Source organism: Variovorax sp. GW823-FHT04F07, assembly GCF_058795995.1.
Map to the genome: position 1 here is coordinate 383,701 of NZ_JBXAIG010000002.1, position 14,927 is coordinate 398,627.

The following is a 14,927-nucleotide window of genomic DNA, read 5'->3' on the forward strand; positions in this document are numbered from 1 at the left end:
CGCGCCTCGCATCAGGCGCTGAGCACCTCGCGCAGGTGCTCGACGAAAGCGCGCGCCGCATCGGGCAGGCGCCGACCGGCCATGCTCTGCACCTCGAAATGCCGCTCGTTCATCTCGCGGTCGCGCAAGGCGCGCGCCACGATCGTGCCGTTCTCGAGCTGCTGGCGCAGCGCGAGCTCGCCGCAGAAGGTCACGGCCTGGCCGTGCGCCGCGTAGTGCACCAGCGGGTAGAGGTGGTCGCTGGTCAATGCCGCCTCGAGCGGCAGGCGCTGGCGGGCGCAGCTGATGTTGAGCAGCTGGCGCAGCGTCGACGTGGGGGCCGGCAGCGCGAGCGGGTAGTGGACCACCTGCGCCAGCGACACCTGCCGTCGCTCGGCCAGCGGATGCGAAGGCGCCATGACCGCGCACACGGGCGAGGGGTGCCGGATCTCGACGTCCAGGCCATGCTCCGAGCCCAGGCTCACCGTCACGCCGAGGTCGACCAGGCCTTCGCGCACGCGGCGCGCCACTTCGCGCTGCACGCACATGTCGAGCGAGAAGCGGATGCCGGGACAGCGCGCCTGGAACGCCGCCACCAGGGCCGGCAGGAACTCGTAGGCAAAGCCCTCGGTCGCGGCCACGCGCACCTCGCCCTTGCGCAGGCCGCGCAGCGCGAGGATGTCGTCGGTCACGCGCTCGATGTCGAGCCAGGCCCGGCGCGCGTGCGCCGCCAGCAGTTCGCCGGCTGAATTGAGCGCCATGCCGCGGGCGCGGCGCTCGAACAGGAGGGTGTCGAGTTCGCGCTCGATGCGGCCGATCTGGCGGCTCACGGCCGACGGCGCCACGTTCAGCCGCACGGCCGCCTCGGTGACCGAGCCGACGCGCGCCACCTCCAGGAAGTAGCGCATCGACTCCTCCTGGAGCACGCGCTGGTTGATCGGGCGTTCGGTGCGCGCCCCGGTGCGAGCCGGGGCGGGAGGCTTGGAAGTGGGAGGTTTCATCGGCGTGGTCTGCGTTGCGCCAGCAGCAACGCAACCTTCCAATCATTGTGCTTGCTACACCGCAGGGCGTGCCCCAGCATTTCCCCTCCCCCTCTTCTCTTCGCTCTACGGAAGGACCCTGTCAATGAACGCTCCCCGTTCGCAAGCGCCGCATCGGCGCTGGTGCTGTGCCGTCCTCGCGGGCCTGGCCGCCTGCCTCGGCACGGCCCTGCCCGCCATGGCACAACCGGCCTACCCGACGCGCCCCGTCACGCTGGTAGTGCCGTACCCGCCCGGCGGCAGTGCGGACACGGTGGGACGCCTGGTCGGCCAGCGCCTGTCGGAGGAACTGGGGCAGCCGGTGCTCATCGACAACCGTCCCGGCGCCGGCACGGCGGTCGGCGCCGCGTTCGTGGCCAAGGCATCGCCCGACGGCTACACGCTGCTGCTCGGCTCGGGCTCGACCCTCACGATGAACCCGGCCATCCGCCCGAACCTGCCCTATGACGCCCTGGGCAGCTTCGAGCCGATCGCGATCGTCGCGCGCATTCCGCTGATCCTGCTGGCCAACAAGAACGTGCCCATCGGCAACGTCAAGGAGTTCGCCAGCGCGGTGCGCGCAGCGCCCGACAAGTACTCGTACGCGTCCTTCGGCACGGGTACGTCCTCGCACTTCACCGGCGAGATCATCCTGCAGGCGGTGGGCGCGAAGATCATGCACGTGCCCTACCGGGGCAGCGCGCCGGCCATGACGGACCTGATCGGCGGCCAGGTGCCGTTCTCGGTGGACACCGTCACCGCCGCCATTCCGCAGCTCAAGGGCGGCAAGGTCAAGGCGATCGCCGTGACCACCCGGCAGCGCTCTTCGCAGCTGCCGCAGGTCCCGACCTTCGCCGAGGCAGGCTACCCCGAGGTCGATGCCGACACCTGGATCATGGTCGTGGCGCCGAAGGGCACCCCCGCGCCGGTGCGCGAGCGGCTGGAGAAGACACTCGCCAAGATCGTCGCCACGCCCCAGGCCCAGGCCGCCCTGCAGGCCCAGGGCGCGGAGCCGGCCTTCGCCGGCGCCGCCGCCTCGCTCGCGCAGATCGAACGCGAACTTCCGCTCATGCGCGCCGTCGCCCGACGCGCCAACATCCAGGCCGACTGAGTGCGGCACATTCCGAAAGCCATGACCCAACCTTCTTCCTCCTCCGATCTCGTCGAACTCTCCGCCGTGGAACTGCGACGGCTGATCGGCACGCGCGCCCTCTCGCCGGTCGAGCTGCTCGAGGCCTGCATCGCGCGCATCGAGCAGCTCAACCCCTTCGTCAACGCCGTGACCGCCACCTGCTACGAGCGCGCCCGCGCCGAGGCCCGCGCGGCGGAGCGGGCCGTGAAGAGCGGCGAGCCGCTGGGCCTGCTGCACGGCCTGCCGCTGGGCGTCAAGGACCTCGAGCCGACGGCGGGCCTGCTGTCCACCATGGGAACCCCCGCCTTGCGCAACCACGTGCCGTCGAACGACATCGAGCTGGTGCGCCGCCTGCGTGCCGCCGGCGCGATCGTGGTGGGCAAGACCAACGTGCCCGAGATGGGCGCCGGCGCCAACAGCCGCAATCCGGTCTGGGGGGCCACGGGCAATCCCTTCGACCCCAACCTCAACGCCGGCGGTTCTTCGGGCGGTTCGGCCGCGGCGCTGGCGCTGGACATGCTGCCGGTGTGCACCGGCTCCGACACCGGCGGGTCGCTGCGCATCCCGGCCGCCAAGTGCGGCGTGGTGGGCCTGCGGCCGTCGCCGGGCATCGTGCCCAGCGTGCGCAAGAGCCTGGGCTGGTCGCCGATCTCGGTGGTCGGTCCGATGGGCCGCGATGTGGCCGACGCCTGCCTCCAGCTCGCGGCCACGGCGGGCCCGCATCCGGGCGATCCCTTGAGCTATCCGCTGGAGGCGACGGCCTTTGCGCGGCCCGCACCGCTGGACCTGTCGCGCCTGCGCGTGGCCTGGACCACCGACTTCGGCCTGTGCGATGTCGACCCGTCGATCCGCCGGACGATGCACGACCGCATGGCCGCCATGCGCGGGCTCTTTGCGGCCTGCGACGAGGTGCGCTTCGACCTGGGCGAGGTGCACCGCTGCTTCGACGTGCTGCGTGCGGAGGCCTTCGTCGCCGGCATGCGCGAAACCTACGAACGCGCCCCCGAGAGCCTGGGCCCGAACCCGCGCAGCAACTACGAGATGGGTGCGCGCATGAGCCTGCCGGACGCAGCCTGGGCGCAGACGGAACAGACGCGCATCCTCCAGCGCTTCCAGAAGGTGTTCGAGAACTACGACCTGGTGCTCTCGCCCACGACACCGGTCTCGCCCTTTGCCTGGACGCAGTCGCATGCGCTGCAGATCGACGGCCGCCCGCAGGAGAACTACTACCGCTGGCTCGCACTGACCTACGTCGTGACGCTGACCACCCACCCTGCGATCAGCCTGCCGTGCGGCACCGATGAGCGCGGCATGCCCTTCGGCCTGCAGGTGGTGGGGCGCTTTCGCGGCGACCTCGCGCTGCTGTCGGCCGCGCAGGCGATGGAACAGGCCTTCGCACCGGACCCGCGGCTGCGCCGGCCACGGCCCGATCTCGCACGCCTTCGCAAGGCCGAGCCCGCCCTCGACTCGATCGTGACCGCGCCGCCCGACGACCGGCACGCCAGCGTGCCCACCGACGGCGCCCCGGCACCGGTCGTCTGAGGTCCGCGCCGCGTCAGGCGCCTGGCTTCAGCAAGGTGGCCAGAAGTGCCAGGGCCCCGGTCAGCTCGTCGAAGCCGGGGCCGCCCAGGCAGATCCGCAGGCCACTCGCCTTGTCCTTCGGGTTCGCCATCAGGGTCTGCGGCGGGGTGAGCTTCACGCCGGCTTGCGCCGCCGCGGCCACGACACCCTCGGCGGCATCGCGCCGCATCGGCAGCCAGACGTTGTAGGCATCGGGATGCCAGACCAGTTCGCTGGCACCGAGCAGCGAGACGGCCAGCCTGGAACGCCGCCGGGCCTCGTGGCGCAGATCGCGCTGGACCGAGGCGACCACACCGGTGGCCAGCCATTCATCGACCACCGCGCAGGAGAACGCCGACGGCGCCATGGGCACATCCTGCAGAAGCTCCTGCGCCGGACCGCACAGTTCGGGCGGCAGTGCCAGCACGCCGACCTGCAATCCCGGGCCGAGCGACTTGGAGAGCCCGTTCACATGCAACGCGATGTCGGGCGCCAATGTGGCCAGCTGGGGCAAGCCGTCGGAGGCCGCTGCGTACACGCCGTCTTCGATGATCCAGGCGCCCGCGCGGCGACACACCGCCACGATGGCCCGCCGTCGCTTCGCGCTCATCGTGGCTGTCGTCGGGTTGTGCAGCGTCGGGGTGAGGTAGACCGCCGTGTCACCGGCGGGCGCCGCGCCGTCGAGCGCCTGTGCGAGCGCCTGCGGCACCATCCCTTCCGCATCCATCTCGACGCCCTGGATGCGACACCCCTTGCGCCGGGCCAGCGCGAGGGCGCCGGGATAGGTGATCCGTTCGGTGAGCAGCAATCCTTGCCGTCCGCACACCAGCTCGAAGGCCAGCGACAGCGCCTGGCGTGCGCTGCTGGTCAGCACCAGCTGCGACGGATCGACGGCCAGGCCGATCGTTTCGAGCCAGCGAGCGAGAACGCGGCGATGTTCCAGGTGCCCGCCGGGTGGCGCATACAGGTTGAAGTGATCCGCGTCGATCTTGCGCGCGATGCCCGTCAACGTGCGCGCCAGCACGCGCGCACCGAGCGCGGCCGGCGGCGCATTCGACGACAGATCGATCTGCCGGTCGCCGTGCGCTTGATGGATCGCCACGAAGGTTCCCCGGCCCTTGACGCTGCGCGTCAGGCCCCTGCGCTCCAGCATGGCATAGGCCTTCGTCACGGTGCCCAGGCCGATCTGCAGCGTCTTCGCCAGGTCCCGATGGGCAGGCAGGCGATCGCCACCTGCGAGCCGCCCCTCGACGATGTCGTCGGCCAGGGCCAGCACCACCCGCTCGGTGGCGTTCGTGCCGTTGCTTGCCAGACGGGGCGTCCAGGAGGATCGAAGGAGCATGTGCGCGGCCTCGCAAATAAAAGTGTCACGTGACACTTTTTGAATATCTCAATAGTGTAACTTTCACTGCACGGCCTCCATCGCGCTGAAGGCCGCTGAAGACACCCCTTGGTTTTGGAGCACCCGCATGGCCGTCAGCCAGATCGCACTCGTCTACGGGACGTACCTCATCGCCACCGCCAGTCCGGGGCCGAGCAACATGGCCATCATGGGCACCGCGATGCGTGACGGCCGCCGCCCCGCGCTCGCACTTGCGGCCGGCGTTGTCACGGGCTCGCTCTTCTGGGCGATCCTGGCGGCGACCGGCGTTTCCGCAGTCCTGACCGCGTACGCGCAAGCGCTTGTCGTGCTCAAGATCGCCGGCGGCCTCTACCTGCTGTACCTGGCTTTTCGCGCGGGCCGGTCCGCCATGCGACCTGGCGCCGACGCGGTGAAGAACAGCGCGGAACGCGGCGCATTGCGCTACCGCACCCTCTACCGCCAGGGCGTGCTCATGCACATCGGCAACCCGAAGGCCATCATGTCGTGGATCGCGATCATCTCGCTCGGCGTGCGCCAGGACACACCCGCCGGTGGGTTGCCGGCCATCGTGGGCGGTTGCGTGTGTCTCGGCATCCTGGTGTTCGGCGGCTATGCGATCGTCTTTTCGACCGCGTCGATGATCGCGCTGTATGCGAGGTTGCGACGCTGGATCGAAGGCGTGCTCTCGGCGGTGTTTGCGGCCGCAGGGCTCAAGCTGCTGGCCTCGCAGAACTGAACTCGATGAATCCCAGCGAAAGACCACGCTCATGAGCATCACCGTCCACATGGTCGACGTCTTCGGCGCCGGCCCGCTCTCGGGCAATCCGCTGGCGGTCGTCACCGGCGCCGACGCGTTCGCCACGCACGACATGCAGCAGCTGACGCGGTGGTTCAACCTCTCGGAAACCGCGTTTGTCTTCGCACCCACGCATCCGGAGGCGGACTACCGCGTGAGGATCTTCACCCTGGACCGGGAGATGCCTTTTGCCGGGCACCCCACGCTCGGCAGCTGCCACGCCTGGCTGTCGGGCCAGGGCGCGCCCAGACAACAAGCCACGGTGATCACGCAGGAGTGCGGCGCGGGGCTGGTCCAGATCCGGCGCGACCAGGGACGGCTCGCGTTCGCCGCGCCGCCGCTGATCCGCTCGGGCGCGCCGACCCCGGTCGAACTCGACGATGCACGGCGGCTGCTGGGCATCGAAGCCGACGACATCGAGGACGCGGCCTGGATCGACAACGGTCCCGGATGGTTGGGGATTCGGCTGGCCTCGGCCGAGAAGGTGCTGTCTCTGGAGCCGGCCCGACGCTGGCCCACCCGCATCGACGTCGGCGTGGTCGGCCCTCATGCGAAGGGCGGTGACGCGGCCTTCGAAGTGCGCGCCTTCTTCACCGACCATCTGGGCGCCATCGTCGAAGACCCCGTCACGGGAAGCCTCAATGCCTCGCTCGCGCAGTGGCTCTTCGCCACGGGCGTGGCACGGGACGACTATGTCGCCGCGCAGGGCACGCGCCTGGGCCGGCAGGGCCGCATCCACCTGACCCGCGACGACGCCGGCCAGGTCTGGGTCGGCGGCGACACGCGCACGCACGTCAAGGGCGAACTGGACGATCTCTGATCCGTTCACGCAAGGCCTGCACAGACTTCACTCTGACTTCACCTGCGTTGCGCACACTACTTTTCGACAGCGGTTCGGCGCTGGTAGAGGCAAGGGGAAGAAAAAAAGTAGCTCAGGGAAACGCCTCGATGCCGACCGCTGTCACCTTTCATCGCCCATCGAGAAAGGCGCAGGCGCACTCATCGCAAGAAAGGGCCACGGGCCAAGGATTACCATCGGCCGGGCGCACGCCGCGCCTCCCACGCCCATGACCGTCGCCACCGCCCCCGTGCCCCCTGCCATCGCCCAAGAAATGCCCGCCCCCGACGGCCCGCTGTCGCGCGCGAGGCCGGGACGCGAACGCATCATGGCGGCCATCCGCACGGCGGCGGTGACCGAGTTCAGCCTGCACGGCCTGAAGGGCACCTCCACCCAGGCCATCGCCGCGCGCGCCGGCCTCACCAAGCCCCAGCTGCACTACTACATCGCCGGCAAGGAAGAGCTCTACGAAGAGCTGCTGATGCAGGTGCTGCATGCGTGGAAGGTGGTGTTCTCGTTCGAGGACGCCAGCGACCCGGCCACGGTGCTGGGCGACTACATCCGCAAGAAGCTCGACCACGCGTTCGACAACCCGGAGATCTCGCGCATCTTCACGCGCGAGGTGCTCGACGGCGGACGCAACCTCGACCGCTACTGGCCCAACGCGCAGGCGTGGACGCAGAAGAAGGTCGACATCATCAACGGCTGGATCGCGCGCGGGCAGATGCGCCCGCTCGATGCGCGCCTGCTGCTGATGCACATCTGGGCCATGACCCAGAGCTACGCCGACTACGCGATCCAGACGCGCGTGATGCTCGGCCTGCCGCCCGAGGCGCCGATCGACCGCGAACCGATCGCGCGCGAACTCGTGGCGTTCGTCCTGGGCGGCTGCGGCATCAAGGCCTGAGTTCCGCGCCGCCCTCGCTCAGCCCACGCGCGCCTCCCAGACCTGGCCCGTCGGGTCGGCCAACGCAAGCCGCATCATCTCGATGAAGCGGCGCAGGCGCGCCGGCTGGAAGCGCGCGTGCGGGTAGGTCAGGTAGACGGGCAGCGGCGCCACATGCCATTGCGGCACGAGCTGCACCAGCCGTCCGGCGGCGATGTCCTCGTTCAGCAGCCAGGCCGAGCCCAGGCAGGCGCCCAGTCCCATGCGCGCCGCGCTTTGCAGCGCATAGAGGCTGTCGGTGCTCATGCGTGGACGGATCGGCACGCGCGCGATCTCGCCGGTCGGCCGGTGCGTGAGCAGCACCTCGTTGCGATAGAAGGTGCGCAGCGCGAGCCACGGCAGCTCGGCCAGTTCTGCTGCGTGCGCAGGCGGTGATCGTCCTTCCAGCAGCGAAGGCGCGGCGACCACCACGCGCGGAACCTCCGAGACCTTGACCGCCACGGCCATGGCGTCGGTCATCTCGCCGACCTGGATCGCGCAGTCGACGCCTTCGGCGATGAAGTCGGGCCGGCGGTCGTTCAGCAGCCATTCGACGGACACGCGCGGATAGGCGCGCAGGTACTCGGCCAGCGGACCGACCAGCAGCAGCTGGCCCAGCGCATGCGGCGCAACCACGCGCAGCGTGCCCTCGGGCTCGTCGCCCACGCCGCGCAGATCGGCTTCGAAGGCGTGCCAGTCGGCGATCAGCTCCCGGGCCCGCTCGTAGCAGCGCTCGCCATCCTCCGTGAGCTTCATGGCGTGCGTGGAGCGACGCAGCAGCCGCACGCCCAGCGAGCGCTCCAGCGCCTGCAGGCGACGGCTCACGGTGGGCTGGGTCGCGCCCATCTGGAGCGCGGCGGCCGACAGGCTGCCGGCCTCGACGATGTGAAGAAAGGTCTGCATCAGCTCGATGCGGTCGACAGCAGGGGACGTGGACATGGCCTTATTTATGCGTTTGGCGTATGGGCATTGTGCGATCCACGGGACTACCAAGCCAAGCCCCCAGCGGGCACATTCCAACCCTTGCTTCGATAATCGAGGGTTAACACCATGTCTTCCATTCAAACCACGCATGCACCGGCCTCCGCGCCGGGGCACGGCCTGCCGGCCTCGCTGATCCTGCTGCTGGCCGCCGGCGCGGGCCTGTCGGTGGCCTCGCTCTACTACGCCCAGCCGATGCTCGGGGTGCTGGGCGCCGACATCGGCGCCTCCACCCACGCGGTGGGCTTCATTCCCACGCTCACGCAACTGGGCTATGCGCTGGGCATCCTGCTGCTGGCGCCGCTGGGCGACCGCTTCGACCGGCGCCGCATCGTGCTGATCAAGGCAGGTGCGCTGTGCGCCGCACTGCTGGTGGCCGGCGCGGCACCGTCGATCGGCGTGCTGCTGGCGGCCAGCCTCGCGATCGGGCTGGCAGCCACGATGGCGCAGGACCTCGTGCCCGCCGCCGCCACGCTGGCGCCCGACGCCACGCGCGGCAAGACGGTCGGCACGGTGATGACGGGGCTGCTGCTGGGCATCCTGCTGTCGCGCGTGGTGAGTGGCTTCGTGGCCGAGCACTTCGGCTGGCGCGCCATGTTCATCGCGGCCGCGGCCAGCATCGCGCTCATCGGCGCCGCGGCCTGGCGCGGGCTGCCGCGCTTTCGGCCGACCACGCACCTGGCCTACGGCGCCCTGCTCGGCTCGCTGGGCACGCTGTGGTCGCGCCACGGCACGCTGCGCCGCGCGGCGCTGGCCCAGGGGCTGCTGGCCGTGGGATTCAGCGCCTTCTGGTCGACGCTGGCCGTGATGCTGCACGGCGCGCCCTTCCATCTGGGCAGCGCGGCGGCAGGCGCCTTCGGCCTGGCCGGCGCGGCGGGCGCGCTGGCGGCGCCGCTGGCCGGACGGCTGGCCGACCGGCGCGGACCGGAGCTGGTGACGCGCCTGGGCGCGGGGCTGGCGTTGGTGTCGTTCGCAGCCATGGGTCTGGCACCGCTGATGACGCCGCATGCGCAGTTGTGGCTGCTGGCACTCGCAGCGATCGGCTTCGACCTGGGCATGCAGGCGGCGCTGATCGCCCACCAGACGATCGTCTACGGCATCGAGCCCGGTGCGCGCAGCCGGCTCAACGCCGTGCTGTTCACCAGCATGTTCATCGGCATGGCGACCGGCTCGGCGCTGGGCGCGCTGGTGCTCGCTTCTTGGGGCTGGGCCGGCGTGACGGTGCTGGCGACCACCACGGCCGCCGCCGCGCTGGCGGTGCGGCTCTGGCCGCGCCAGGCAACGTAGTCGCATCAGTCGCGGGCTGACGCCCGCCTCCCCAGTCCGGTGCACCCGGACTGGCACGTCGCTTGCATAACCTGACCAGTTGCTCTGATTGATTGGTCAAATTCATGCACGTCCGCGTTGCCTGCCGTCTGTCGATGGAAACCAGCGCCCCCGCAGGCCCGGCGGAGGCCCGTTTCGCATGAACGCGCCCGCGCTGCTGGACAACGCACGGCTGCCGCGCTGGCTGCTGCCCGCCGACTGGCCGCAGCGCCACGGTGTGCCCGAACTCGCACGCATCGGCATCGAAGCCGGCCGCGTCCGGTCGGTGCAGCCCGCGAGGGACATCACGCCGGGCGCCGGCTGGGACCTCGCCGGCACGCTCGCCCTCCCCGCCTTCGTCGACGCGCACACGCACCTGGACAAGGCGTTCACGCTGGCGCGCATGCAAAAGGTGCAGCCCGGCCTGCTCGGCGCGATCGACGCGATGCTGGCCGACCGCGTGCACTGGACGCCCGCCGACGTGCACGAACGTGCATCACGCGGCCTGCAATGGGCCTGGGCATGCGGCACCGCCCATGTGCGCACGCACGTCGACTGGTGGGAGCCCGACGCGCTGCCCATCGCCTGGCCCGTCATGGCCGAGCTGGCGCAGGAATGGGCCGGCCGGGTGCGGCTGGAGCAGGTCGCCCTCATCAAGCTGCCCCTGTTCGAAGACGCGTCGCAGGCGCTGCGCCTGGCGCGGCAGGTGAAGGCCACCGGAGCGCACGCGCTGCTCGGCGGCTTCGTGCACTCCACCAACTGGAGCGAGAACGCGCTGCGCAACCTGCTGTTGGCGGCGCAGGCCTGCGAGCTCGACATCGACCTGCACGTGGACGAGGAACTCGACGCCTCGGCCGTGGGCCTGCAAACCACCGCGCGCCTCCTGCGCGAGATCGGCTACGAAGGCCGCGTGGTCTGCGGCCACCTCTGCGCGCTGGCGGCCCAGCCCGAGGCGCAGGCCTTCGCCACGCTGGACGCCGTGGCGCGCGCGCCGATCACCGTGGTGTCGCTGCCCGCCACCAACCTGCTGCTGCAGGACGCCGTCACCGGGCGCACGCCGCGCCAGCGCGGCATCACGCTGGTCAAGGAAGCGCATGCACGCGGCATTCCATTGCTGTTCGCCAGCGACAACGTGCAGGACCCGTTCTGCCGGCTCGGCAGCTTCGACCCGGTCGAGGCACTGGGCACGGCTGCGCTGGTCGCGCAGCTCGACGAGCCCTTCGACACCTGGTCGCAGGCGCTGTGCCGCAGCGACTGGCTTGGACGCACGCCCGCCACCACGACGCCCACGCTGGTCGGCGCGAAAGCCGACCTGGTGCTGTTCACGCAGGCCGACCGCCACGGCTGGCCCTCGCGCAGCGCCGCCCGCGTGGTGCTGCGCGACGGCCGCGTGACGCACGGCGATGCATCGCCTTTCTTCCCTGAATAAAGAACACGCAAGGACCCCCATGCTCCACGGCTACATCCCGCCCCACCGCTTCCTGCCCTACCTGAGCTGGACCGAAATCGCCGCGCTGCCCGACCGCGAGAACACCGTCATCGTGCTGCCGTGCGGCGCGATCGAGCAGCACGGCCCGCACCTGCCGTGCTCGGTCGACAGCGTGATCGCCTCGGGCGTGATGGGCAAGGCGCTGGAGAAACTGCCGGCCGAGGTGCGCGCCTTTGCCCTGCCGCCGATCACCTACGGCAAGTCGGAAGAGCATCTGCACTTTCCCGGCACGGTGACGCTCACGGGCACCACGCTGCTGTCGACCGTGATCGAGATCGGCGAGTCGGTGTACCGCTCGGGCTTTCGCAAGCTGCTGTTCGCCAACGGGCACGGCGGCCAGCCGCAGGTGCTGGAGATGGCGGCGCGCGAACTGCGCCTGCGCCATGGCGACTTCGTGATCGTGCCGCACGGCGTGTCGCGCCTGCCCAGCGCGGCGAGCCGGCAGGTGAGCGAGCAGGAGAAGAAGCTCGCGATGCACGCAGGCCATTCCGAGACCGCGCTGATGCTCGCGCTGGCGCCCGACACCGTGCACATGGAACGCGCGGTGGTCAACTTTCCGCCGCCCTTCCCGATCAAGCTGCTGTCGGCCGACGGCCGCCCGGCCTGCGCCTGGACCGCGCGCGACTTCGGCCCCAGCGGCGTGATCGGCGACCCGACCAGCGCCACGCGCGAACAGGGCCTGGAAATCCTGGACACGCTCTCGGACAGCTGGGCCCAGGCGCTGACGGAGCTTCATGCGCTGCGCTGGGTCGTGCGCGAGGAAGCCACCTGGGAGCGCGGCCACCAGCAGGGCTTCATCCAGCAGTCGTTCGTGCCGGCCTGAGGCGCGCTCCTTGCAACGGCTTCACTCTTCTTTTTCATCCCGCCTTCGAGAGGTTCCCACCATGCGTTCCTTCGCTCTTTCCCTGGCCGGCGCCGCCGCGCTCTCGCTCCTCACGGCCGTTGCACCCGCACAGGCCCAGGACAAGTTCACCTACATGACCAACTGGTACGCGCAGGCCGAGCACGGCGGCTTCTACCAGGCGGTGGCGCAGGGCATCTACAAGAAGCACGGCCTGGACGTGACCATCCGCATGGGCGGCCCGCAGGTCAACATCACGCAGATGATGGCCGCGGGCCAGGCCGACTGCATCATGGGATCGAGCGACATCCAGATGATGCAGGTGCGCGAAGGCGGCGTGCCCGTGGTCAACGTGGCGGCCTTCTTCCAGAAGGACCCGCAGGTGCTGATCGCGCACGACGACGTCAAGAAGTTCGAGGACCTCAAGGGCAAGACGCTCCTGATCGGCGCGCAGGCCAACCGCGGCTACTGGCCATGGCTCAAGGCCCGCTTCGGCCTGAAGGACGAACAGACGCGCCCCTACACCTTCAACATCCAGCCCTTCGTGGCCGACCCGAACACCGCGCAGCAGGGCTACCTGACCTCCGAGCCCTACGCCATCCAGAAGGCCGGCGTGAAGAGCACGGTGCTGATGTTCAGCGACCACGGCTACCCCTCCTACGCGGTCACCGTGTCGTGCATGGACAAGACGGTGAAGGAGCGCAGCAAGCAGGTCGCGGCCTTCGTGAAGGCCTCGGCCGAAGGCTGGAAGAGCTACCTGGCCGACCCGGCACCGGCCAACGCGCTGATCAAGAAGGACAACCCCAACATGACCGACGACCAACTGGCCTACAGCGTGGCCAAGCTGAAAGAGATGGGCATGGTCACGGGCGGCGACGCGGCCAAGCTCGGCATCGGCGTGATCACCGATGCGCGCGCCAAGGCGAGCTACGACTTCCTGGTGGCTTCCAAGCTGCTCGACCCGGCCAAGGTGGACCTCGCAAAAACCTACACGACCGAGTTCGTGAAGGAAGCCAAGGTCTTGCCCTGAATCTCGCCGCGCCATGAACCGCATCGAACCCCACACCCTCGTGCCGCCGGTGGCGCCCGCCGTGCCCGCCGTCGAAATCCTCTCGGCCGAGAAGACCTACCCCAACGGCACGCAGGCGCTGCTGCCGGTGGACCTGTCGATCGCCGAAGGCGAGTTCGTCACGCTGCTGGGCCCCTCGGGCTGCGGCAAGAGCACGCTGCTGAAGATGGTGGCGGGCATGCTCGAACCCAGCGACGGGCGCCTGCTGGTGTGGCGCAAGCCCGTGGCGCAGTTGCACGACTGCCCGCACAAGATGTCGTTCGTGTTCCAGTCGCCCACGCTGATGCCGTGGGCCAGCGTGCAGACCAATGTCCGGCTGCCGCTGGACCTGGCCGGCGTGCCGCGCAAGGAGGCCGACGCGCGGGTGACGGAATCGCTCGCGCTCGTGGGGCTGGAGAAGTTCGCCAGTGCGCTGCCGCGCGCGCTGTCGGGCGGCATGCAGATGCGCGTGTCGATCGCGCGCGGGCTCGTCACGCAGCCCGACCTGCTGCTGATGGACGAACCCTTCGGCGCACTCGACGAGATCACGCGCCACAAGCTCGACGCCGACCTGCTGGAGCTGTGGCGCAAGAAGAAGCTCACGGTGATCTTCGTGACGCACTCGATCCACGAGGCGGTGTTCCTCTCGAGCCGCGTGGTGATGATGGCCGCGCGGCCGGGTCGCGTGGTCGAGCAGTTCCAGATCGACGAGCCCTACCCACGCCAGGCCGACTTCATGGTCACGCCCGGGTTCGCGCGCCACGCGAAGCAATTGCAGGACAGCCTGCTGCGCGCCAGCACCACAGAAGAAGAGGAGACCGCGCCATGAAGGCAGCGACGAAACCCGCGGCGCCCCTGCTGAGCCAGCCACGCGTGCAGCGCGTGCTCTATCCGGTGCTCATCGGCGTGGTGCTGATCGCGCTGTGGCAGTGGATGGTGGTGGCGATGGAACTGCCGCCCTACCTCGTGCCCTCGCCCTGGCTGATGGTGCAGACGCTGGTGACCGACTGGGCACCGCTGGGCAGCGCGCTCCTGGTCACGCTGAAGATCACGATGCTGTCGTTCGCGCTGGCCACGGTGGCGGGCGTGCTGATCTCGTTCCTGTTCGTGCAGAGCAAGCGCATCGAGACCGCCCTCTTTCCGTACGCGGTGTTGCTGCAGGTCACGCCCATCGTGGCCGTGGCGCCGCTGATCATCATCTGGGTGAAGAACCCGGTGGCGGCCATGACGGTGTGCGCGGCGCTGGTGGCGCTGTTTCCCATCATCAGCAACACCACGCTGGGCCTGCGCAGCATCGACCCCGACCTGCAGAGCTACTTCAAGCTGAACCGCGCCACGCGCTGGCAACAGCTGGTGCGCCTGCGCATTCCGAGCGCGCTGCCCTACTTCTTCGGCGGGCTGCGCATCTCCAGCGGCCTGGCGTTGATCGGCGCGGTGGTGGCGGAGTTCGTGGCCGGCACGGGCGGCTCGGGCGCGGGGCTGGCCTACCAGATCCTGCAGGCGGGCTTCCAGCTGAACATTCCGCGCATGTTCGCGGCCCTGCTGCTCATCTCCCTCACCGGTGTCGCGCTCTTCGTGCTGATGGCCTGGCTCACCAAGGTGGCGCTGGGCTCGTGGCACGCGAGCGAACTTTCCCAGGATTGAAATCGAC

14 protein-coding genes are annotated in these 14,927 nt (G+C 69.9%); 11 read left to right on the forward strand and 3 right to left on the reverse strand.

The features are described from left to right. Positions 1–11 precede the first annotated feature (11 nt). Positions 12–917: a LysR family transcriptional regulator gene (locus tag AC1RAA_RS10765; RefSeq protein WP_062470965.1), complete on the reverse strand. Its 906-nt coding sequence runs from the start codon at positions 915–917 to the stop codon at positions 12–14. 187 nt (positions 918–1,104) lie between these two features. On the opposite strand from AC1RAA_RS10765, the gene AC1RAA_RS10770 reads away from it, so the two are divergent. Then, the gene (locus AC1RAA_RS10770) at positions 1,105–2,109 is read left to right on the forward strand and encodes a Bug family tripartite tricarboxylate transporter substrate binding protein (RefSeq protein ID WP_492729524.1); all 1,005 of its coding nucleotides are present in this window, start codon (positions 1,105–1,107) and stop codon (positions 2,107–2,109) included. A 21-nt stretch (positions 2,110–2,130) separates the two neighbouring features. After that, a complete protein-coding gene (locus AC1RAA_RS10775) occupies positions 2,131–3,672 on the forward strand; it encodes an amidase (protein ID WP_492729522.1) in 1,542 nt (513 codons plus the stop codon). Between the two features lie 13 nt (positions 3,673–3,685). On the opposite strand, the gene AC1RAA_RS10780 is transcribed toward AC1RAA_RS10775, so the two are convergent. Then, positions 3,686–5,032 carry an aminotransferase-like domain-containing protein gene (locus tag AC1RAA_RS10780; RefSeq protein ID WP_492729520.1) on the reverse strand — a complete coding sequence of 449 codons (1,347 nt, stop codon included), beginning with the start codon at positions 5,030–5,032 and terminating at the stop codon, positions 3,686–3,688. A gap of 127 nt (positions 5,033–5,159) precedes the next feature. Here AC1RAA_RS10780 and AC1RAA_RS10785 point away from each other — a divergent pair, with 127 nt between their 5' ends. The 3 genes from AC1RAA_RS10785 to AC1RAA_RS10795 all read left to right on the forward strand — a co-directional run bounded on the left by AC1RAA_RS10785 (position 5,160) and on the right by AC1RAA_RS10795 (position 7,594). After that, a complete protein-coding gene (locus tag AC1RAA_RS10785; RefSeq protein WP_492729518.1) occupies positions 5,160–5,789 on the forward strand; it encodes a LysE family translocator in 630 nt (209 codons plus the stop codon). Positions 5,790–5,820: 31 nt separating this feature from the next. Continuing rightward, a complete protein-coding gene (locus AC1RAA_RS10790) occupies positions 5,821–6,669 on the forward strand; it encodes a PhzF family phenazine biosynthesis protein (protein ID WP_492729516.1) in 849 nt (282 codons plus the stop codon). Between the two features lie 292 nt (positions 6,670–6,961). Then, entirely contained in the window at positions 6,962–7,594 is a 633-nt protein-coding gene (locus tag AC1RAA_RS10795; protein ID WP_062470962.1) for a TetR family transcriptional regulator C-terminal domain-containing protein, read from the forward strand. Between the two features lie 18 nt (positions 7,595–7,612). Here AC1RAA_RS10795 and AC1RAA_RS10800 read toward each other — a convergent pair whose 3' ends face one another. Continuing rightward, entirely contained in the window at positions 7,613–8,551 is a 939-nt protein-coding gene (locus AC1RAA_RS10800) for a LysR family transcriptional regulator (protein WP_159275093.1), read from the reverse strand. 111 nt (positions 8,552–8,662) lie between these two features. Between AC1RAA_RS10800 and AC1RAA_RS10805 the strand changes: the two genes are divergently transcribed. The 6 genes from AC1RAA_RS10805 to AC1RAA_RS10830 all read left to right on the forward strand — a co-directional run bounded on the left by AC1RAA_RS10805 (position 8,663) and on the right by AC1RAA_RS10830 (position 14,920). Further along, on the forward strand, positions 8,663–9,880 hold the full coding sequence (locus AC1RAA_RS10805; protein ID WP_492729514.1) for an MFS transporter: 1,218 nt from the start codon (positions 8,663–8,665) through the stop codon (positions 9,878–9,880). A 178-nt stretch (positions 9,881–10,058) separates the two neighbouring features. Continuing rightward, entirely contained in the window at positions 10,059–11,327 is a 1,269-nt protein-coding gene (locus AC1RAA_RS10810; protein ID WP_492729512.1) for an amidohydrolase family protein, read from the forward strand. 19 nt (positions 11,328–11,346) lie between these two features. Continuing rightward, positions 11,347–12,210, forward strand: coding sequence for a creatininase family protein (locus tag AC1RAA_RS10815; RefSeq protein ID WP_492729510.1), 864 nt, complete (start codon positions 11,347–11,349; stop codon positions 12,208–12,210). Positions 12,211–12,271: 61 nt separating this feature from the next. After that, the gene (locus AC1RAA_RS10820; protein ID WP_492729508.1) at positions 12,272–13,258 is read left to right on the forward strand and encodes an ABC transporter substrate-binding protein; all 987 of its coding nucleotides are present in this window, start codon (positions 12,272–12,274) and stop codon (positions 13,256–13,258) included. 13 nt (positions 13,259–13,271) lie between these two features. Continuing rightward, the gene (locus tag AC1RAA_RS10825) at positions 13,272–14,105 is read left to right on the forward strand and encodes an ABC transporter ATP-binding protein (protein WP_492729506.1); all 834 of its coding nucleotides are present in this window, start codon (positions 13,272–13,274) and stop codon (positions 14,103–14,105) included. Further along, positions 14,102–14,920: an ABC transporter permease gene (locus AC1RAA_RS10830; RefSeq protein ID WP_492729504.1), complete on the forward strand. Its 819-nt coding sequence runs from the start codon at positions 14,102–14,104 to the stop codon at positions 14,918–14,920. The genes AC1RAA_RS10825 and AC1RAA_RS10830 overlap by 4 nt, the downstream gene beginning before the upstream one ends. Positions 14,921–14,927 lie beyond the last annotated feature (7 nt).